Below are 20530 nucleotides of genomic sequence, written 5' to 3'. Positions count from 1 at the left end.
GGACTCGGGCACGCGCAGCGCGTCGGCCACGCCCTCGAACGCGATGCCGGTGGCGTCGACGCCCCCGTAGATCACGGCGGACGCACCCGGCGCAAGCAGCGACGTGTCCACCGGGAGCCCGAGGATCGCGCGGGCGTGCAGTTCGAATTCCGACAGCCGCTGGCTGCGCAGGGTGACCAGACCGGTGTCGTGCGGGCGCGGACTGACCTCGGAGAAGTACACCTCGTCACCCTTGACGAACAGTTCGACACCGAACACGCCGCGACCGCCGAGCGCGCCGGTGACCGCCGCCGCGATCTTCCGTGCCCGGGTCAGCGCCGCGTCGCTCATCGGCTGCGGCTGCCACGATTCGATGTAGTCGCCGCGGCTCTGCACGTGCCCGATCGGCTCGCAGAAGAACGTCTCGACGTCGCCGGAGTCCCCGACCGCGCGGACCGTGAGTTGGGTGATCTCGTAGTCGAAGTCCACGAACCCTTCGACGATGACCCGGCCGTGGTTGATGCGTCCCCCGGCCAGCGCGTAGTCCCAGGCGGCGGGCATCTCTTCGGCGGACCGCACCGTCGACTGCCCCTTGCCCGACGACGACATCACCGGCTTGACCACGCACGGATATCCGACCGTCTCGGCTGCGGCGAGCACCTCCGCGAGCGATTCGGCGAACCGGTAGGGCGAGGTGGGCAGGCCCAGTTCCTCGGCGGCCAGACGCCGGATTCCTTCCCGGTTCATGGTCAGCTGCGTGGCGCGCGCGGTGGGAATGACCTCGGCGAGCCCGCGTTCCTCGACGACGGCGAGCGCGTCGGTGGCGATGGCCTCGATTTCGGGGACCACCAGGTCGGGTCGTTCCGCCTCGATGATCGCGAGCAGCGCCTGGGGGTCACCCATGTCGACGGTGTGGGCGCGATGCGCGACCTGCTGCCCGGGTGCGTTCGAGTACCGGTCCACGGCGACCACCTCGACACCCAGCCGTTGCAGCGCGATGGTGACTTCTTTCCCTAGTTCTCCTGCGCCGAGCATGAGGACACGAGTGGCATTCGGCGACAGCGGAGTGCCGAGACGCGGTGAGATCATGGTGGGACTATATGTGGCACCGGGGTTCGTTCCGGGAGGATGCGATGGGCAGTAGCCAGACGGACAGCAGGACACACGAGCAGGACGGTGATGCGCCCGACATCGGCCGCGTCGACGTGCGGGATTTCACCGCCGCCGATGCCCGGTACTTCACCACCGCCGGCCGTGATCCCGCGGACGAGGTGGACTGGCAGCGCCGCGACGCCCGCATCGTGCACCACGGCACCGGCGCGGTGGTGTTCGAGCAGACGGACGTCGAGTTCCCGTCCGGCTGGTCACAGAACGCGACGGACATCGTCAGCCAGAAATACTTCCGCGGCGAACTCGGTTCGCCGGGCCGGGAGACCTCGCTGCGCGACGTCGTGGCCCGCATCGTCGACACCATCACCGCGTGGGGCACCGCGGACGGCCACCTCGACGACCCGGAGGCGTTCGCGGCCGAACTGACGTACCTGCTCGTGCACCAGAAGGCGTCGTTCAACAGCCCGGTGTGGTTCAACATCGGGGTCCCGGACGTCCCGCAGCAGGCCAGCGCGTGTTTCATCCTGTCGGTCGACGACAGCATCGATTCGATCCTCGAGTGGTACCGGCAGGAAGCGCTGATCTTCAAGGGCGGTTCCGGGGCCGGGGTCAACCTGTCCCGGATCCGGTCGTCCGCCGAACCCCTGGGTGGGGGCGGCACCGCGTCGGGCCCGGTCAGTTTCATGCGCGGCGCGGACGCCTCGGCCGGGACCATCAAGTCCGGCGGCAAGACCCGGCGGGCCGCGAAGATGGTGATCCTCGACGTCGGCCATCCCGACATCGAGGAGTTCGTGGAGTGCAAGGCCATCGAGGAACGCAAGGCCCGCGTGCTCGACGCCGCGGGTTTCGACATGGGACTCGACGGCCGCGACAGCCATTCGGTGCAGTACCAGAACGCCAACAACTCGGTGCGGGTCACCGACGAGTTCATGCAGGCGGTCGTCGACGACGCGCAGTGGCCGCTGCGTGCGGTCACCACCGGCTCGACGGTGCGTACCGTGTCGGCGCGAGAGTTGTTCGGGCGCATCGCATCCGCAGCGTGGGAGTGCGCGGACCCGGGCATCCAGTTCGACACCACCATCAACCGCTGGAACACCGCGGCGGCGACCGGCCGGATCAATGCGTCGAATCCGTGCTCGGAGTACATGCATCTCGACGATTCCGCATGCAACCTGGCGAGCCTGAACCTGCTGACGTTCCTGCTCGAGGACGGCACGTTCGACGTGGACGGGTTCCGGCACGCGGTGGCGGTGCTCATCACCGCCCAGGAGATTCTCGTGGGCCGCGCCGACTATCCGACCGGCCGGATCGGCGAGACCTCTCGTCGGTTCCGCCAGCTCGGGTTGGGATACGCGAATCTCGGTGCGCTGCTGATGGCTTCGGGCCTTCCCTACGACAGTGACGCAGGCCGCGCGTACGCCGCGGCGGTGACCGCCCTGATGACCGGGCACGCCTACTCGGTCTCGGCGCGCCTGGCCGAGCGGCTGGGGCCGTTCGACGGATTCGCCGAGAACCGCGAGCCGACCCTCGCCGTGCTCGCGCGCCATCGTGGCGCACTCGACGACGTGGACGCCGATCTCGCTCCGGGTCCGGTGCTCGCCGCGGCCCGGGAAAGCTGGGACGAGGCGGTCGCGGGCGCGGCCGAGCACGGCGTGCGCAACAGCCAGGTCACGGTGCTCGCCCCGACCGGCACGATCGGCCTCGCAATGGATTGCGACACAACGGGTATCGAACCGGATCTGGCGCTGGTCAAGTCGAAGAAGCTGGTCGGCGGCGGGACGCTGTCGATCGTCAACCGCACGGTGCCGCGCGCCCTGTCGCGGCTCGGTTACACCCCGGCGCAGGTCGCGGACGTGGTGACCCACCTGGATACCCGTCGCACCCTGGCGGACGCCCCGCACATCCGCGACGAGCATCGCGCGGTGTTCGCGACATCGATGGGCGACAACGTGATCGAGCCGCGCGGGCATGTGCTGATGATGGCGGCGGTGCAGCCGTTCCTGTCGGGGGCGATCTCGAAGACCGTGAACCTGCCCGAGTCCGCAACCGTGCGCGACATCGAGGATCTGTATCTCGACAGCTGGCGACTGGGCCTCAAGGCGGTCGCGGTGTACCGGGACAACTGCAAGCTCGGACAACCGTTGTCGGGCGCACCGACGCAGACGACGTCGGCGCCTCCGATCCCCGGTGGCACGGTCCCCGTGACCACGGTTCCCGATGCGGCGGTGCCGGCCCCGCGGCGCGAACGCCTTCCGCGGACCCGCAATTCGCGCACCTTCGAATTCCGGGTCGCGGACTGCAAGGGTTTCTTCACGATCGGTGAGTACGACGACGGCAGGCCCGGTGAGATGTTCCTGCGGGTGTCGAAGCAGGGCTCGACCCTCGCCGGGATCATGGATGCGTTCTCGATGTCGGTCAGTTACGGCCTGCAGTACGGGGTTCCGTTGAGCACGTTCGTGCGGGCGTTCACCAGTACCCGGTTCGAGCCCGCGGGGATCACGGACGATCCCGATCTGCGGCTGGCGACGTCGATCCTCGACTACATCTTCCGCCGGCTCGCGATCGACTACCTGGAACCGGACGTCCGTATGGATCTGGGTATCCGCACGACTTCGGAACGGTCGGACCGGTTGCCCGGCGGCACCGAGACCGCCGAGACGGTCACCGACACCCGTCAGGGCCACGACGGCACCTCCGGTCGGGAGTCGGATGCCCCGTACTGCATGCAGTGCGGAGTCCGGATGCAGCGATCCGGTTCGTGCCATGCGTGTCCGTCGTGCGGAAACACCAGCGGCTGCAGCTGAATCTGGTGCAATCCGGCACCCGCCGCCATACTTGCGCGATGGATGTGGGGATCGATACCGAGTTGACGGTGCTCGCGGCGGGGCTGATTTTCCTGCTCGCGCTCGGCCTCGGCGTGTGGAAGTACCGGCAGATGGTCACGGCGGAGAACCATCTCACGCACCCGTACGTCGACATCGCACACCGCTCGGCGTTGCTGTACTCGTTCGCGACGCTGCTCACCGCGGTGTTCGTCGAGTTGAGTGCGTGGCCGACGGCGGTGAACCTGGTCGCCGCCGGGGTGCTGGTGGCGTTCTTCGTGATCGCGATCGGCAGCTACATCGCGCACGGCGCACTGCGCGACACCACCAACCAGTTCGAGCGTCCGGATCGGACCACGACCGTCGCGATGACCGCGCTCATCGTCGGCGAGATGGGCGGGTTCTCGGTCCTGCTCGCCGGATTCGTGTGGGGCAGTTTCCTCGGCGGCTGACCCGCCGCGACGGCGCCGCCGGTCAGGCCGGTGGCTGCGTCAGCGACAGCACGTTGCCGTGCGGGTCGCGGAACCAGGCGACCCGCATACCGTCGGGAGCCGTCCACACGTCGTGGTCGTCCTGATCCATACCTTTGTATCGAACGAGGTCGACGCCCTTGTCCCGCAACGCGTCGACCGCGGCGTCGATGTCGTCGACCTGCCAGCCCAGCACCGTGTAACCGGTGTCGGCCCGGGACTGCACCAGCGTCACCCGCACCGGGGTGCCGCCGCCACCGTCGAGCACGAGGGCGAAGTGGTCGCGGGCGATCTTCCGGAATCCGAGCGTGTCGACATAGAACATTTCCGAGACATCGAGATCGGTGCTCGGCACGAAACCCACGAGTTGGCCGCTGATCGTCATGCAATCCACTCTGCTCCCCCGCCTCCGGCACCGGCAACCGAATCACGACATTCACCCACCGCCCCCTGCCACTGACTAGCATCTGCGGTTATGAGCACCTCGGAGATCGCCACCGTCCTCGCCTGGCACGACGCCGTGAACGACAACGACGTCGAGACCCTGCTGGAGCTGTCCAGCGACGACATCGTCCTGCCGACGGACGACGACGACGAGGATCAGGGCCTCGACGAGCTCCGGGAATGGGCCACGACGTCCGGCGTGACGCTCACCCCGGGCCGGATGTACGTGCACGGCGGCATCGTCGTCGTCGAGGAGACCGCGACCTGGGCGTCCGCACCGGACGAAGCGGTCGAGGAGGCGCTGGCCTTCCGGGTGGTCGACGACCAGGTGGTCTCGGTCTACCGGCACCCGACGCTCGAGCACGCCCTCGAAGCGACCCGTCTCGGCGAGGCCGACCTGTACGAGGGGTGACCCCCGGCACATCTAGCGATCGCTAAAGGTAACCTCACCGGAGACAGGTCCCAACGTCCCGAGTGAGGTTCGCCGAGTGTCCGCTGAAGCTGTTGAGAAGAAGGGTCCGCTCGCGGGTATCCGCGTCGTCGAGTTCGCCGGTCTCGGCCCGGGTCCGCACGCCGCGACCCTGCTCGCCGATCTCGGCGCCGACGTCGTGTGCGTCCAGCGTCCCGGACTGATCCCGCCCGCCGGTCACCGCGACCAGATCCAGCGCGGCCGTACGGTCGTCGAGGCCAACCTCAAGGATCCCGAGCAGGTCGAGAAGGTGCTCGGGCTCATCGAGCGCGCCGACGTCGTGATCGAGGGGTTCCGGCCCGGCGTCACCGAGCGCATGGGTCTCGGCCCCGACGTCGCGCTGGCCCGCAACCCGCGTCTGGTCTACGGCCGCATGACCGGCTGGGGTCAGGAAGGTCCTCTGGCCAACGCCGCAGGGCACGACATCAACTACATCTCGCTCACCGGTGTGCTGCACGCGATCGGCCGCGAGGGTGAGCGTCCGGTGCCGCCGCTGAACATGGTCGGCGACTTCGGTGGCGGTTCGATGTTCCTGATCTTCGGCATCCTCTCCGCGCTCGTCGAGCGGCAGACGTCCGGCAAGGGGCAGGTGGTCGACGCGGCGATGGTCGACGGCGCGCTCGCGCTCTCGCACATGATGTGGTCGTTCCGCGGCCGCGGCATGTGGTCGGACGAGCGGGGCACGAACCTGCTCGACACCGGCGCACCGTTCTACGACGTGTACGAGACCTCGGACGGCAAGTACATGGCGGTCGGTGCGATCGAGCCGCAGTTCTACGCGTTGCTGCTGCAGGGCCTCGGACTCGATCCGGCGAACCTGCCGCAGCAGCTCGACCGGTCGGCCTGGCCCGAGATGAAGAAGCTGTTCACCGAGACGTTCCTCAGCAAGACCCGCGACGAGTGGTCGGAGATCTTCCTGGGCACCGACGCCTGCGTGTCCCCGGTCCTGACCTGGGCCGAGGCACCGAACAACGAGCACATCGCCGTCCGCGGCTCGCTCATCGAGCTCGACGGGGTCACCCAGCACGCGCCGGCGCCGCGCTTCTCGCGCACGCCCGCGGGTGCGCCCACCCCGCCGGCCGGCGAGGCCACCGACATCGAGTCCATCTGGACATGAGACCGCTAGGGCGTGCCTAGACCCGGTGTACGGACCCCGCCGTGACCGCTTCCTCGAGGAACGAGGGCGGCACGGCGGGCCATCCCGGGCGTGCCCGGTCGGCACCGATGTCGTCGAGGACGCGCCGCGTCACCTCGATCACGTACGGGCCGCCGTCCGGTAGGAAACGGGCCAGTCCCGCGCGCGCAGCGACGTCGGCCACCTTCACGAGCAGGTCGGCGGCCTCGTCGTCACGCCCGGCCGCGGCGAGGCACGCCACCAGGAGCCGTTCGGCGAGCAGGGTCCTCCGGGGCCACGCGCCGTCCCGCCACCTCTGCACCCACTCCGAGGCCCACCGGCAGGCTAGGTCGGTGTGCTCGGCGGTGGGGTCGGACAGCAGGAGCCGGATCGCGGTCGCGTCGTCGATCTGCGCCGTCAGCAGGGCGGTTCCGCTTTCGGGTCGGTCGGCCCCGTACCGCGCGACCGGTCGTGGCCGGCGCACCGGCGGCAGGTCCAGCCGGATGCGTTCGTTCTCGACGGCCGCGGCCAGCCGGTCGAGGTGCATGCTCGCGGCCGCGTCTGCGCCGTCGCGCAACCGCTCGGCCGCGATGTCGCGGTTGCCGCGCACCGCGGCGATGCGCGCGCCGACGACGAACCGGGCGATCTTGAAGTCGACGACGCCGCCTTCGGCACCCAGCGCGTAACCGTCGTCGAGCAGTCGCGCCGCCTCGTCGAGTTCGCCTCTCTCGTACAGGAACTCACCGCGAACCGATCCCGCGAGCAGAGCCGCCGACGAGTGCCGGCCGCCGCCGCGCCGCGACAGGGCCAGGGCTTCCCGGAAGTGCTCGGCGGCGGTGTCGACGTCGAGTTGTTCGAATGCGGCGAGACCGAGCAGGGTGTGCCCGTGCATCAGGTTGTACGGTCCGGCGTTGAGTTCGTGATACGGCCGCGCGAGTTCCTGCAGGCGACGTGCTTCGTCGAATTCCCCGCGGTACACCGCGTCGAACGTGGCGGTGTTCAGTCCGGTCGACACCACCACGGACGGGAGGGTCTCCGCCCGCGCCAGGCAGTGTTCGACGATGTCGGCGCTCCGCCCGCTCCGATCGGCGCGCACGTCGATGAGACCGCGGATGACCTCCACCTCCACGGCCATGTCCGCGGCTTCCTCGCCCGTGACGGCACCGGACGCCATTCCGCTCTCGACGAGACCGAGTGCCCGCAGCCCCGGCTGCGGGCGGTGGGTGACGACGTTCGCCCACGCGATCGCCAGTTGCAGCCGGGGACGACGCGTCACTTCCGCCATGGGCAGCTTCTCGACGAGACCGAGCAGAACCGCTCCCCGGCCGTTTTCGAGAAGCCGGCGACCGTTGCGTTCGACGAGCTCGACGGCGCGCTCGTCGTCGCCGGTCGCCAGCGCATGGTCGACCGCCTCGATGAGCATGTCGTGTTTCTCGCACCACTGTGAAGCGCTGCGATGCAACTGCAGCAACTGCTCGGGATGATCCCGTTCGAGACGCTGGCGCAGGAACTCGGCGAACAACGGCTGGAACTGGAACCACCTCCCCTCCTGGTCCACGCGGTGCAGGAACAGGTCGCGTTCCTCGATCTCCTCGAGCATCGCCTGCCCGCGCTCGTGCCCGCTGAGTGCGGACGCGAGGCTTCCGCAGGTGCGTTCGGTGACGGCCGCGGTGAGCAGGAAGTCGACGAGTTCCGGTTCCAGCGAGGCGAGGACGTTCTCGGTGAGGAACTCGCCGATGTCGCGGTGACGGCCGGACAGATGGGCGATGAAGTCGTCCGGGTCGTCGAGCCCGCACAGTGACATCGAGGCCAGCTGCAGTGCCGCCGGCCAGCCGTCCGTCGCCGCGGTCAGCGCCGCCACACGTTCGTCGTCGAGGGCGAGCGCGCACTGGTCCACGAGGAATTCGCGGGCCTCCTGGACGCTGAAACGCAGTTCGTGGAAATCGATTTCGATGAGGTCCTCACGCACCCGCATCCGGCTCATCGGAAGTCCCGCCCGGGTCCGCCCGACGACCATCACCTGCAGATGGCGGCAGCAGTTGTCGAGCAGGAACCCCATCGCCGCGACGGTCGCCCGGTCGGTGACGCGGTGCCAGTCGTCGAGGATGATCACGACTCGTTCCCCGGCCGCGTGGATCCTGTCGATCAGCGAGGTGAGCACATAACTCTCGGCCTCGTCGCCGTGTTCGGAAAGAGTCTGCGTGAGGTCCCCGACCAGTTCCGGGCGGACCTGCCGGAACGCTTCGACGAGGTGCGTGAGGAACCACACGACGTTGTTGTCATCCCGATCGACGTTCAGCCACGCGACCGGGACGCCGCTGTTGTCGAGCACGTAGCGCCACTGCAACGCCAGCATCGTCTTGCCGAAGCCGGGTGGTGCGTGCACGGCGATCAGGCGCCGACGGCGTTCACCGCCGAGCAGCGCGAGCAATCTGCGCCGGGCCACGAGCCGTCGGGTCGGCACCGGCGGGCGGAATCGGGTGGCCGGGGCCGGCGGGGTGGTGACCCGTGAGGCCGCCCCGGTGCGCCGGACGCTGCGTCCGCTCGTCCCGGTTGCACCCCCGGACATCAGCGGCTCGTGCACATGGTCGGCGGCTCCGGCGATCGACAACTCGTCGACGACGAGGCCCTGCTGTGCCTGAATTTCGCGCAGTTGTTCACCGAATTCCGCGGCGGTGGCGGGCCGATCCCGCGGATCGGCCGACATGGCCTGCTCGATCGCCGCACAGAGAGCGTCCGGTACACCTTCCTCGCGCAGATCGGGGATGGGTTCGGTGCTCACACGCACGAACTGGGTGACGATCTTCTCGCCGCTGCGACGTTCGAATGCGGCGTGCCCGGTGAGCGCGCAGAACAGTGTCGCGGCGAGGCTGTAGACGTCCGACGCCGGTGTCGGTGTGTGCCCGGCCAGCACCTCGGGTGCAGTGAACGCCGGCGACCCGGTGATCTCACCGGTCACCGTCTCGAACCCGCCACGGATCCGCGCGATCCCGAAGTCGGTGAGCTGCGGTTCCCCGAACTCGGTGAGCATGATGTTCGCGGGCTTGACGTCGCGGTGCAGGATGCCGAGCCGGTGGGCGGTCTCGAGCGCCCCGGCCAGCGCAACGCCCAGGTGCAGGGTCTCCTCCCAGCCGACCGGGCCGGTGCGGCGGATCCGGGCGTCCAGCGAATCCCGGCGGTGGTACTGCATCACCAGGTACGGCCGACCGGACACGGTGGTCCCGACCTGCATCACGTTGACGATGTGCGGATGCCCGGACAGGCGGCCCATGGCGCGCTGCTCGCGGAGGAATCGTTCGAGATTGTCCGGCGCGAGGTGTGAGGTCAGAACCTTGACCGCCACCGTCCGGTCGAGCGCGACCTCGTGGCAGCGATACACGATTCCGAAACCGCCACGGCCGATTTCGTACGCGTCCACGAATCCGGCAAGGGCGAGTTCCGATGCGACGTCGGCTCCGACGTCGCGCTGTGTGGACAGCGGATCCTGGCCGGCCACGGTCGCCCTCGCGTCTCGTTCGCAGTGCCGATGCTCAATTCTTCCCGTTGTCTTCGAGGATAACGTCAGCGAACGACATGCGGGCCACGGTCCGCTCCCGAACCCGCGACGATCAGACCACCAGGCGGGGTTCGGTGAGGTCACGGCCGATCGCGAGCGCGCGGTAGGCCTCGGCGACCGCCGCGACCCCACGGCGCAGATCGTCGGGTTCCCGCGTGTACGGCAGGCGCACGAAACGCTCGAACGCGCCCTGCACCCCGAATCGCGGGCCGGCGGCGAGCAGCGCCCCGTGGTTCGGGGCGATCGCGGCCAGTGCCGTCGACACCGGTTCGGGCATGCGCACCCACAACGACATGCCCCCTCGACCCACCGAGCACTCCCACCCCGGCAGGCGTGCACCGAGTTCCCCGAGCATCACCGCCCGCTGGTCCCGCAGCCGGGCGCGGCGCCCGGCGAGCAGGTCGTCGACGTCGGCGAGCAGGTGCGCCGCGGCCAGTTGCTCCATGACCGGGGTACCGAGGTCCACTGCCGTTCTGGCGCCGGTGAGCCGGGTGATCAGGTCGCGGTCGGCGCGGATCCAGCCGACCCGCAGACCACCCCACAGCGACTTGCCGGTCGATCCGATGGTCACGACCGACTCGCCGTGGCCGAGAGCCTGCGCGTAGGACGCCACCGACGGGGGCGGCGGGGCGTCGAGCCACAGATCCACCATCGTCTCGTCGACGACGACGGTCATGCGGGTTTCGCGGGCGATGCGGGCGAGTTCTGCGCGCCCGTCCTCGCCCAGGCACAGCCCGGTCGGGTTGTGGAAGTCGGGGATCAGGTAGGCCATGCGCGCCGCGGTCTGGCGGGCGGCGCTGCGCAGCCCGTCCGGGTCCCAGCCGCCGTCGGCGCCGCCCTCCGGCCGCACCGGCACCGGGACCGGGCGTGCACCGTGCCGCCGGATCGCCTCGAGCGCGTTCGGGTAGGTGGGGTGGTCGACGACGACGCGATCGCCGGGATCGGTGAGCACCCCGAGCAGCAGTCGCAGCGCGTGCTGGGCCCCGGTCGTGACCATGATCTGGTCGACAGTGGTGGGGAGCCCGCGCTCGGCGTAGCGCTGCGCGATGACCTCTCGCAGACTCGGGATGCCGATCGGTTCGACCCCGTGGCCGGTCAGATAGGCGGGCATCGCCCGCAGAGCCGCCGCGTAGGCGGTTTCGATCTCCGGTCCCGGCGCGGGCATCGATGCGTCGCTCAGGTCGACCACGTCCCCGACGGGCGCGGCGGTCCGGTCCCGGTTCCCCACCGGACGCGATGCGTCGGCCGGTTTCGCGACGACGCTTCGGGCACCCTGCCGGCTGTGGAGGTATCCCTGCTCTCGCAGGACGGTGTACGCGGAGGTGATGGTGGTACGGCTCAGCGACAGCACGGCCGCGAGCTCGCGTTCGCTGGGCAGTGCGACGCCGACCGGCACGCGGCCGTCGTGCACGAGCAGGCGGATGCCGTCGGCGAGCGCCCGGTACGCGGGGCGCGCGTCGTCCGTGTCCTGCCAGTTGCCCAGGTCCCGCGCCAGGGAGCCTGCGCCGATCGCGCGAATCATCACCGGTCCAGTATGTCAGTCCAGTCGCGACGAGTGGCCATCTGTCGGCGGTCCAGTTCATACTGGGGCGGTGACCGAACCCGGCACCACGGAGACCCGAGAGCCCCTGCACACGTCGTTCGCGTTGTTCGACACCGCGATCGGCACCTGCGCGATCGTCTGGTCGGCGACCGGCGTCGTCGGATTCCAACTGCCCGAACCCGCACCGGAACCGACCCGAGACGAGGTGGGGCGCCGCTTCCCCACCGCCGTCGAGAATTCCCTGCCTCCGGCGATCGCGCCGATCGTCGAGGCGGTGACAGCGCATCTGGCCGGAGCCGCCGACGATCTGCGGTGGGTGCCCGTGGACTATCGCGACGTATCCGAATTCGACTGTGCCGTCTACGAATACACGCGATCCCTCGATCCGGGTTCGACGGCGACGTACGGCGAGGTGGCCGCGGCACTCGGACGACCCGGCGGAGCGCAGGCCGTCGGCCAGGCACTGGGCCGTAATCCGGTTCCGATCGTCGTGCCGTGCCATCGGGTTCTCGCGGCCGGTGGGGCCATCGGCGGGTTCTCGGCGCCGGGCAGCATCGTCACCAAACGCGAACTCCTCGCCCTCGAACACACACCGGGATTCGACGACCCGACCCTGTTCTGACGACCCCCGCGATTCCGGACCGGCCGCTCAGTGCCGCTTACGCAGCGCCTCTCCCAGCTGCGCACGGTCGGAGACACCGAGTTTCGTGCAGGCCCGGTAGATGTGCCCCTCGACGGTGCGCACCGACAGGAACAGCCGATCGGCGATCTCCTGGTTGCTGAGCCCGGTCGCCACCATCGTCGCAATCTCCCGTTCCCGTTTGGTGAGCGGAAGTGGCTGTGCCGCATCGAGAATCGCAGGAGTGGTCACGTGGTCGCACTTCTCGGCGATCGTGTTCGCGGCGGCCGCGGCATTGAGCGCCTCATTCCGGCGGCCCGCGGCCATCGCGGCCTGCGCCGCCTGGGCGTAGGCGTCGGCGGCGTCGATCGGAATCCCGACGGACTCGTATTCGCCTGCGATCTCGAGGAGTTTGCAGTGGTCCGCCGCCGCGACCGCCGCGGCCTGCGCGGCGGCGAGGGGCACCAGGCGTCCGTCGCAGATCTCGGCCAGTTCGGCGAGCCGCGGCGCGGTGGTGGTGTCGCCGAATCGCATCGCGGTGTACAACGCCATGGCCTCGACACCGTACTGTCCACTGGCAGCAGCTTTTTCGGCGACGGAACGGGCGGTGGCGAGCGCGCGGGACAGTTCGCCGCGGGCCGCGTAGAGCCAGGCGCGGGCGAGCTCGTGCTGCACCGCATTGAGCAGCAGCGGGGTGTTGCGACGGTCCGCGATCTCGAGCATCGCCTCGGCATCGCCGGTGCGGCCCAGCATCGAATACGCCACGACCAGTGGCGCGTATGCGGGGAACACCCACGCGATCGCGTTCGTCGGCGGACCGACACTCAGCGCCGCGATCGCCTGCTCGAGCCGGCGCGCCGCGTCGGCGACCTTCCCGCGCGCCAGTTCGACGAGGGCGACCACGACACTGGCCTGCCCCCACGCGAGATATTCGAGACTGCTTGCGCTGTCGAGGAACTTGCGGGCCCGGCGTTCCGCGGCCTCCAGCTCGCCCGCGAAGAGCTGGGCATTCACCGACGCCACCGCGGGCATGTACCGGAACAGTCCGTCGACCTTGTCGGCGATGGTGTCGTTGCGCGCCGCGGCCGCGCACGCGTCCGAGCTGCGCCCGGCCACCCCGTACCCCCAGAGTTGCGCGTAGGTGGCGAATTCGACGGCCCAGGGAAGCAGATCCGGTTCGGCCATGACCGCTTCCGCTTCGGCGAGTCCTTCCTCGAGCCGGTTCCGCGAGACCGCACAGGTCGCCGCCAGCGCACGCACCGCCAGTGCCAGAGCGGGATGCTCCATGCGGCTCCGGAGCACCGCGAGAACCTGCTCGGCCGTCGCGACGTCGCCCTTGCCGAAGAACAGATTGGCGACGCGGGTCAGGCCCCACCGCAACAACTGTGCCGGGTCGAGGTCGTCCGGATCGAATCCGGCCAGCAGCGTCTCGGCCTCGTCGCACCGGCCGAGCCACAGCAGCGTGCGGGCCAGGAGTTGCGCGGCGTCGAAGCCGCCCCCGGCACGCACCGCGGCACGCGCGAAACGCTCACCGAGACCGAAGTCGGCGAGCCGGATCGAGCTGCGTGCCGCCGAGGTCAGCAATTCGATATCGGGTGCGCGGTCGCTCTCGAGCGCGAGTTCGGTGAGCCGGATGTGGGCGGCCGGGGTGGACAGGTCGGAGGACTGCAGCGCCTCGACGAGCGTGCCGCGCAGGCGGCGTGCCGCGGCCCGGCCGACGCCGGCGCGGATCACCTCGCTGAACAGCGGATGCGCGTAGCGGACCTCGAGCTGCGGACCGTCCTCGTGGATGCGGATCAGGCCGCGCTTCTCGGCTTCCTCGATGGCGTCCTCGCTCGCGATGGACGCCAGCGTGTCGAGATCGATGGGTTCACAGAACGCGAGGAGCTGCAGGCAGCGCAGCACATCCTCGGGCAGCTGCTCGATGCGGCCCTCGAGCAGGGCGGCGAGTTCGGAGGTGATCGCCGCGCGCCCGCGGAGCTGCCAGACGCCGCGCTTCTCGCGGAGGGTGCCGGCTTCGAGGGCGCCTTCGACGAGATGCCGCAGGAACAGGGCGTTTCCGCCGGACGCCTCCCACATACGGTCGGCGCTGAGTTCCTCGAGGGTGCCGCCGAGCACCGATTCGATGTACTGGGTGCTCTGCTCGCGGCTGAACGGCGTCAGTTCGAGGTGCTCGAGGTAGCCGTCCTTCCACAACGAGGTCACCGCGTCCGGTACCGATTCGCCGGTGCGGACGGTCGCGACGATGTGGGCGACCCCGTCGATGGCGAGCTGGTGCAGGAAGGTCGCCGAGAGCTGGTCGAGCAGGTGCGCGTCGTCGACGCCGATGACGATGCCGGTACCGTCCGCGAGCAGCGCTTCGCGGGCGGCGGCAAGGAAATTGACGGGATCGCGAGAGGTCGCCGATCCCACCAGGTGCGCGAACACGCCGAGCGGAATGCTGCGCGCGGATTCGGTGCCGGCCACCCAGCGCACCCCGCCCGGCAGAGACGCGGTCGCGAACCGCGCGAGCGTGGTCTTGCCGACACCGGCGGCACCGGTCAGTACCACCCCACACGTACCGGCATCGGCAGTGAGGGCCCGAAGTATGACGTCGAACTCCCCCTGCCGCTGAATCAGCGGCCAAGTCTGACTCATGGCCAGGAGTCTAGTCCCGGCAGGGGGCGCCTACAGCAACTCCGCGAACACCACGAAAGCGACTGTTTACCGACGTCAGGCCAGGACGTCGTGCCGCACGATGGTTTCGTCGCGACCCGGTCCGACACCGATGCACGAGATGCGTGCACCGGACAGTTCCTCGAGGCGCAGCACGTAGTTCTGCGCGTTCTTCGGGAGCTCCTCGAAGGTGCGGCTCTGCGAGATGTCCTCCCACCAGCCCGGCATCTCCTCGTAGATCGGCTTGGCGTGGTGGATGTCGGTCTGCGTCATCGGCATGTCGTCGACGCGCACACCGTCCACCTCGTAGGCGACGCAGATCGGGATGGTGTCCAGGCTCGACAACACGTCGAGCTTGGTGAGGAAGTAGTCGGTGATGCCGTTGACGCGCGTCGCGTAGCGGGCGATGACGGCGTCGAACCAGCCGGTACGACGGGCACGGCCGGTGGTGACACCGACCTCGCCGCCCTGCTTGGCCAGGTACACGCCGTGGTCGTCGAACAGCTCGGTCGGGAACGGGCCGGAGCCGACGCGAGTCGTGTAGGCCTTGAGGATGCCGAGCACCGTGGTGATCTTGGTGGGGCCGATGCCCGATCCGACCGCCGCGCCGCCGGAGGTGGGATTCGACGAGGTCACGTACGGGTAGGTGCCGTGGTCGACGTCGAGCAACGTGCCCTGCGAACCCTCGAGCAGGATCGTCTCGCCGCGTTCGAGCGCCCGGTTGAGCTCGAGCCGGGTGTCGGCGATGCGGTGCTTGAACCCTTCGGCCTGGCCGAGCACCTCGTCGACGACCTGCTGCGGGTCGAGCGCCTTGCGGTTGTAGATCTTCGCCAGCACCTGGTTCTTGAACTCGAGGGCCGCCTCGACCTTCTGGGTGAAGATCTTCTCGTCCAGGACGTCGGCGACGCGCACGCCGACGCGGGCGATCTTGTCCTGGTAGCAGGGGCCGATACCGCGGCCGGTGGTGCCGATCTTCTTGGCGCCGAGGAACCGTTCGGTGACCTTGTCGATGGCCACGTGGTACGGCATGATCAGGTGCGCGTCGGCGGAGAGCAGCAGGCGGGAGGTGTCCACGCCGCGCTCTTCCAGACCGGCGAGCTCGGTGAGCAACACGCCCGGATCGACGACGACGCCGTTGCCGATGACGTTGGTGACGCCCGGGGTGAGGATGCCCGAGGGGATCAGGTGGAGCGCGAACTTGTCGCCGTTCGGGAGGACGACGGTGTGGCCGGCGTTGTTGCCGCCCTGGTACCGCACCACCCACTGCAGGCGTCCGCCCAGTAGATCGGTAGCTTTGCCCTTGCCCTCGTCGCCCCACTGGGCGCCGATCAGGACGATTGCCGGCATCTCGCGGTCTCCTAAGCAGGTGTCGATGTGCGGGCGGTCTCTCGCCTGCAGGTCCTGCCGCCACGGGCAGTAGCCGGGAGGACAGTCTAATGGACGACCGGTTCTTCATCGTGCCCGGCGTCACCGAAACGCCGCGCACACCCCGTCGGAGGCTTCACTACAGTGGAGTCGACGTCCGGACACCTGCCCGACCCGATCAGTTGCGAGGAGCCCTGTTGACACCGGTAGTGCTCAAATGCGGTGAAACACCCGTACCGTTGGCGCTCACGCCGGTGACCGCAGTATCCGCACCCGCTCTGCCCGAGAAGGACGACTTCGAGGACGTGTTCGCCCACCTCGAAGCGGTCGAGGATCCACGCCTGATCGTGGTGGGCAGCGACGCCGCGTTCGCAGCCACCCTCACCCGGCTCATGCGCACCGATCGCCTCGGTGTCGAGCTGGCGTACGTGCCGGAGAAGCGCACGCCGGCGACCGAGGCCTACGGGTTGCGCACGGGGTCGAAGGCGGCCGCGGTGGCCCTGCACGGCACGGCCAAGTCCGTCCCGCTGATCCGCGACGACGCGGGGATCGCCCTGGTGGGTCGCGCGCTCGTCGAGGGTGAAGGCCCCGATCTCGTCGGGGAGGCGTACGTCGACGACACGCGCCTGTTCTCCGGCGAAGTTCCCGGCCTGCGCATCGAGCCGACGGCGGCGATGCCCGGGCTGCGGGCGGCCGTCGACCGCCCGCGCTGGTTCGGCGGGTACCGGTGGCTGGAGGGACGGGCGGTGCAACTCGGCTCCCCCGGCGCCCTGCTCACCCGTGACGGCGTCGCGAACCCGCGCGCGGTGAAACGGTCCACGTTCTACCGGCACGATCAGAACTGGCTGCTGGTGCGCTGACGACGCTTTCCCGGAGGGCACCCGAGGCGCCCGCCCGATCTGACTTGCAAATTCCATAGCCAGATTCTACCGTTTCTGACTATGGGACTTAATAGTCAGGTGGTACGGCCGGCGGCGTCGTCGCCGCTGACCATCGATCTCCCGTCCTCGTTCGACGCCACGTGGCGCGGGTTCGGGGGCCTGCACGGCGGACTGGTCGCCGGGATACTGCTCCACGCGACCGCCGCCGAACTCGATGCCGTCCCGGCCGCGATCACCGCGCATTTCTACGCGCCGGTGCCGCCCGGGCGGGTGGAGGTGAACGTCGAGTCGCTGCGGTCCGGTCGCACGGCGGGTGCCCGCGCCTCGCTCGGGAACGGTGAGGTGACCGGGTTGGTGCGGCTCGTGCGGGATCTCGAACCCGCCCGGTGGTCGTCACCGTCGACCGTTCCCGAGGTCGATCCGTGGACCCGGCCGGTGCTGGAGATCCCGGTCGACTTCGTGCCGTTCTCGCAGTATCTCGACATCCGCCCGATCAACGCGGCCCGTCCGTTCGGGGGCGGCACGGATCCCACCTTCGAAGTGTGGATCCGGCTGCGACCGGATGTCCTGTTGCCGCCGACGGTCCGCGCCGCGGTGCTGCTCGACGCGCTGCCCCCGGGCCTGTTCGCGACGCGGACGGCGCCGGTGCCGATCCCCACCGCCGAGTTCACGGCACACCTGGCGCCTGCCGCCCACGATCCGGACGGCGAATGGTTCCATCTGCGTCAGCACACGACGTGGGCGAGCGCGGATCTGTGCGTCGACGACACCGAACTGCGCAGACCCACCGGCGAACTCGTCGCTCAGGGCCGGCAGCTGCGTCGCATCATGGGTGGTTGAGCCGCGCGAGGCGCTCCCCTGCCGCACGCAGCGATGCCCGCAACGAGGACGGGGCGAGCACCTCGACGCCGCCGCCGAGGGCGAGGAACTGGTCGACGGCGACCTCCTCCCCCTCGAGCATCAGATCGACGCGCACCCAGCCCTCCGCATCGGGTTCGCCCGGTTCGACGTCTGCGGCACCCACCCCCACGATCTTGGGGAGCCTGCGCCAGGCCGTCGGCGACAGCCGGACGGTACATGCGAACGTTCTTATCTCGCGGTCGAATTCGAGGGTGGATGCGGTCCACCACGCAGCCAGGTCGAAATCGTCTGGCCTGCGGGCCGGTTCGTCGAGAGCATCGGCAGCGGTGATGCGACCGACCCGGTAGCTGACGATGCGGCGGGAGTGGCCGGCGACGAGGTACCAGACGCCGGCCTTGGCGACCAGGCCGAGAGGATCGAGCGTACGGGCCACCTCGACCTTGCCCCGGCGGTAGCGGATGCGTAGGCGCCGACCCTCGAGAACGGCGGTCGCGACGATCGGAAGATGTTCGTTCCCACCCGGTTCGGCGAACCAGCCGGGAGCGTCGATGTACACGCGGTCGCGCCAGACCTGCGCGGCAGTGCGCAGAGGCAGGGGCATCGACCCGAGGAGTTTCGTACGGGCGGCATCGAGCTCGACACCGAGCTCGGCGGCGAGCGCCGGCACTCCCAGCAGCATCAGGGCTGCACTCTCGGGCCGGGTCAGCCCGCTGAGCCTCGACTGCCAGCCGTCGAGCAACCGGATGCCACCGCCGGGTCCGCTCTCGGTCCACACCGGCACGCCCGCGGCGGACAGCGCGCCGACGTCGCGATACACGGTGCGAACCGACACACCCAATTCGTCGGCGAGATTCTGCGCGGTGACGCCGGGACTGCCCTGCAGGCGCAGCATCATCTCGAGTAGTCGGGCCGATCGCACAAGATCGACACTAGACGAAATCCCTGACACAAGATGTCAGCGATCCGGGTGCACAGTGATCGCATGGCAACCTGGGAACAGTTCCGTACCGAAGCACCGGACCTCGCGGACGCGATCGCCGCGCGCTGGGCCGCCCACAAGCACCACGTCCTGGCCACCCTGCGACGCGACGGCTCCCCGCGCGTCAGCGGCACCGAGGTCGAGATCGTGGACGGCCGGCTCGTGATCGGATCGATGTACGGCGCGCAGAAGGCCCGCGACCTGCAGCGCGACGGTCGGTACGCCCTGCATTCCAATCCCGGCCACCACGACATGGTGGGTGGCGACGCGAAGGTCGCGGGGCGGGCGCGCGAATTGGACGGCGACGCAAAGGACGCGATCCTCGCGGCGTATCCGTCGGAGACGCCCGAGGGTCCGATGCACCTGTTCGAACTCGACCTCGACGAGGCCGTGCTCGTCACCGTCGACGAGAAGTTGCACGTCGACGTGTGGCATCCCGGAGCCGGGGTGGTGCGACACGACCGGTGAAACCGCGCAAATCACCCAATCCTCGTGAAACGCACGGGTTCTGGTGGTGATTCTTCGGTGAGTCTTACCTTGGTCGGGGCGCGTAGCATTCGACTCGATCGCCGGTGCGATCGAACTGCGCTCGACACGGAGGAACACATGAGAACTACACCGTCGCGACACCGATGGACCCGCGGCGCCCTGGCAGCCGGGGCGCTGGGCGTTGCTGCACTGCTGACGTTGTCGGCATGCAGCAACGACACGTCCGGCGGAGATTCCGAAGACGCGAACGCGATCACGGTCTACAACGCGCAGCACGAGTCGCTGACCCAGGAGTGGGTGGACGAGTTCACCGCGGAAACGGGCATCACCGTCAACCTCCGTAACGGCAGCGACACCGAGATGGCGAACCAGCTGATCGCCGAAAGTGACCGCTCACCGGCGGATGTGTTCCTCACCGAGAACTCGCCGGCCATGGCCGCCGTCGAGAACGCCGGCCTGTTCGCCGACGTCGCGCCCGACACGCTCGCCCAGGTTCCCGAGCAGTACCGCCCGTCCACCGGCAAGTGGACCGGCATCGCCGCTCGGTCGACGGTGTTCGTCTACAACACCGAGGCCCTCACCCCCGACCGACTGCCGAAGTCCCTGCTCGATCTGCAGAACCCCGAGTGGAAGGGACGGTGGGCGGCGTCGCCGTCGGGTGCCGACTTCCAGGCCATCGTCGCCGCGCTGCTCGAGCTGCGCGGGGAGGGCGCGACGCGCGCGTGGCTCGACGCCATGAAGGCCGGCTCCGTGCCCTACAAGGGCAACACCGCGGTACTCAAGGCCGTGAACGCCGGAGAGATCGACGGCGGCGTCGTCTACCACTACTACTGGTTCGGCGACCAGGCCAGGGGCGGTGAGAACAGCAGCAACACCCAGCTCCACTACTTCCGCAACGAGGACCCGGGCGCATTCGTCAGCGTGTCCGGCGGCGGCGTGCTCGCCGCGAGCACCCATCAGCAGCAGGCGCAGGAGTTCCTGAAGTTCATCACCGGGAAGAAGGGGCAGGAGATCCTGCAGACCGGGACCTCGTTCGAATACCCGGTGGGCAGCGACGTCGCCGCCAACCCCGCGCTCGTGCCGCTCGTCGAACTTCAGGCGCCCCCGGTCGACCCGTCGATGCTCGACAGTGCGAAGGTCACGCAGATGATGACCGATGCCGGCCTGATCTGAT

At 69.3% G+C, this 20530-nt stretch carries 16 protein-coding genes; 9 read left to right on the top strand and 7 right to left on the bottom strand.

What is annotated here, in order from left to right:
• The coding region (gene purT / locus ACN675_RS15475) for a formate-dependent phosphoribosylglycinamide formyltransferase (protein ID WP_420751678.1) at positions 1-1068 on the bottom strand (1068 nt) is incomplete at its 3' end.
• Positions 1069-1112: 44 nt separating this feature from the next.
• Between purT and ACN675_RS15470 the strand changes: the two genes are divergently transcribed.
• Positions 1113-3893, top strand: coding sequence for a vitamin B12-dependent ribonucleotide reductase (locus tag ACN675_RS15470; protein ID WP_420751677.1), 2781 nt, complete (start codon positions 1113-1115; stop codon positions 3891-3893).
• A 38-nt stretch (positions 3894-3931) separates the two neighbouring features.
• Complete coding sequence (locus tag ACN675_RS15465) at positions 3932-4363, top strand: hypothetical protein (RefSeq protein WP_420751676.1); 432 nt, start codon at positions 3932-3934, stop codon at positions 4361-4363.
• Between the two features lie 22 nt (positions 4364-4385).
• Here the strand turns inward: ACN675_RS15465 and ACN675_RS15460 are convergent, their stop codons facing one another.
• A complete protein-coding gene (locus ACN675_RS15460) occupies positions 4386-4766 on the bottom strand; it encodes a VOC family protein (protein ID WP_420751675.1) in 381 nt (126 codons plus the stop codon).
• Positions 4767-4856: 90 nt separating this feature from the next.
• Between ACN675_RS15460 and ACN675_RS15455 the strand changes: the two genes are divergently transcribed.
• Together ACN675_RS15455 and ACN675_RS15450 are read left to right on the top strand one after the other, a co-directional pair.
• A complete protein-coding gene (locus tag ACN675_RS15455; RefSeq protein WP_248672977.1) occupies positions 4857-5237 on the top strand; it encodes a nuclear transport factor 2 family protein in 381 nt (126 codons plus the stop codon).
• A gap of 76 nt (positions 5238-5313) precedes the next feature.
• A complete protein-coding gene (locus ACN675_RS15450; RefSeq protein WP_420751674.1) occupies positions 5314-6411 on the top strand; it encodes a CaiB/BaiF CoA transferase family protein in 1098 nt (365 codons plus the stop codon).
• Between the two features lie 16 nt (positions 6412-6427).
• Here the strand turns inward: ACN675_RS15450 and ACN675_RS15445 are convergent, their stop codons facing one another.
• Together ACN675_RS15445 and ACN675_RS15440 are read right to left on the bottom strand one after the other, a co-directional pair.
• Positions 6428-9904: a protein kinase domain-containing protein gene (locus ACN675_RS15445; protein ID WP_420751673.1), complete on the bottom strand. Its 3477-nt coding sequence runs from the start codon at positions 9902-9904 to the stop codon at positions 6428-6430.
• A gap of 112 nt (positions 9905-10016) precedes the next feature.
• Entirely contained in the window at positions 10017-11489 is a 1473-nt protein-coding gene (locus ACN675_RS15440) for a PLP-dependent aminotransferase family protein (RefSeq protein ID WP_420751672.1), read from the bottom strand.
• 103 nt (positions 11490-11592) lie between these two features.
• Here ACN675_RS15440 and ACN675_RS15435 point away from each other — a divergent pair, with 103 nt between their 5' ends.
• Entirely contained in the window at positions 11593-12129 is a 537-nt protein-coding gene (locus tag ACN675_RS15435; protein ID WP_420751680.1) for a methylated-DNA--[protein]-cysteine S-methyltransferase, read from the top strand.
• Between the two features lie 27 nt (positions 12130-12156).
• On the opposite strand, the gene ACN675_RS15430 is transcribed toward ACN675_RS15435, so the two are convergent.
• Both ACN675_RS15430 and ACN675_RS15425 read right to left on the bottom strand, forming a co-directional pair.
• Entirely contained in the window at positions 12157-14763 is a 2607-nt protein-coding gene (locus ACN675_RS15430; protein ID WP_420751671.1) for a LuxR C-terminal-related transcriptional regulator, read from the bottom strand.
• Positions 14764-14838: 75 nt separating this feature from the next.
• Positions 14839-16128 (bottom strand): adenylosuccinate synthase, encoded by a 1290-nt coding sequence (locus ACN675_RS15425; RefSeq protein WP_420751670.1) that lies wholly within the window; start codon positions 16126-16128, stop codon positions 14839-14841.
• A 227-nt stretch (positions 16129-16355) separates the two neighbouring features.
• Here ACN675_RS15425 and ACN675_RS15420 point away from each other — a divergent pair, with 227 nt between their 5' ends.
• Positions 16356-17006, top strand: a complete 651-nt coding sequence (locus tag ACN675_RS15420; RefSeq protein WP_420751679.1) for a hypothetical protein — start codon at positions 16356-16358, stop codon at positions 17004-17006.
• An 81-nt stretch (positions 17007-17087) separates the two neighbouring features.
• Entirely contained in the window at positions 17088-17867 is a 780-nt protein-coding gene (locus ACN675_RS15415) for a thioesterase family protein (protein WP_420751669.1), read from the top strand.
• On the opposite strand, the gene ACN675_RS15410 is transcribed toward ACN675_RS15415, so the two are convergent.
• A complete protein-coding gene (locus ACN675_RS15410; protein ID WP_420751668.1) occupies positions 17854-18807 on the bottom strand; it encodes a helix-turn-helix transcriptional regulator in 954 nt (317 codons plus the stop codon). The two genes, ACN675_RS15415 and ACN675_RS15410, sit on opposite strands and share 14 nt — an antisense overlap.
• A 63-nt stretch (positions 18808-18870) precedes the next feature.
• Here ACN675_RS15410 and ACN675_RS15405 point away from each other — a divergent pair, with 63 nt between their 5' ends.
• Together ACN675_RS15405 and ACN675_RS15400 are read left to right on the top strand one after the other, a co-directional pair.
• The gene (locus ACN675_RS15405) at positions 18871-19335 is read left to right on the top strand and encodes a pyridoxamine 5'-phosphate oxidase family protein (RefSeq protein ID WP_420751667.1); all 465 of its coding nucleotides are present in this window, start codon (positions 18871-18873) and stop codon (positions 19333-19335) included.
• A 138-nt stretch (positions 19336-19473) separates the two neighbouring features.
• The gene (locus ACN675_RS15400) at positions 19474-20529 is read left to right on the top strand and encodes an iron ABC transporter substrate-binding protein (protein ID WP_420751666.1); all 1056 of its coding nucleotides are present in this window, start codon (positions 19474-19476) and stop codon (positions 20527-20529) included.
• The last annotated feature ends 1 nt before the right edge of the window (position 20530 follow it).

Origin of the sequence: Rhodococcus sp. O3, from assembly GCF_048897285.1 — a bacterium.
Lineage (GTDB): Bacteria > Actinomycetota > Actinomycetes > Mycobacteriales > Mycobacteriaceae > Rhodococcus.
Note: the sequence above shows the minus strand (reverse complement) of the source record. Positions and strands in the feature narration are given on the sequence as shown.

Bases quoted from the DNA above. Each gene is read 5' to 3' on its own strand.
- ACN675_RS15405 (WP_420751667.1), top strand. From the start codon at position 18,871: ATGGCAACCTGGGAACAGTTCCGTACCGAAGCACCGGACCTCGCGGAC.
- ACN675_RS15425 (WP_420751670.1), bottom strand. From the start codon at position 16,128: ATGCCGGCAATCGTCCTGATCGGCGCCCAGTGGGGCGACGAGGGCAAG.
- ACN675_RS15460 (WP_420751675.1), bottom strand. From the start codon at position 4,766: ATGACGATCAGCGGCCAACTCGTGGGTTTCGTGCCGAGCACCGATCTC.
- ACN675_RS15415 (WP_420751669.1), top strand. From the start codon at position 17,088: ATGGGACTTAATAGTCAGGTGGTACGGCCGGCGGCGTCGTCGCCGCTG.
- ACN675_RS15430 (WP_420751671.1), bottom strand. From the start codon at position 14,763: ATGAGTCAGACTTGGCCGCTGATTCAGCGGCAGGGGGAGTTCGACGTC.
- ACN675_RS15455 (WP_248672977.1), top strand. From the start codon at position 4,857: ATGAGCACCTCGGAGATCGCCACCGTCCTCGCCTGGCACGACGCCGTG.
- ACN675_RS15465 (WP_420751676.1), top strand. From the start codon at position 3,932: ATGGATGTGGGGATCGATACCGAGTTGACGGTGCTCGCGGCGGGGCTG.
- ACN675_RS15470 (WP_420751677.1), top strand. From the start codon at position 1,113: ATGGGCAGTAGCCAGACGGACAGCAGGACACACGAGCAGGACGGTGAT.
- ACN675_RS15400 (WP_420751666.1), top strand. From the start codon at position 19,474: ATGAGAACTACACCGTCGCGACACCGATGGACCCGCGGCGCCCTGGCA.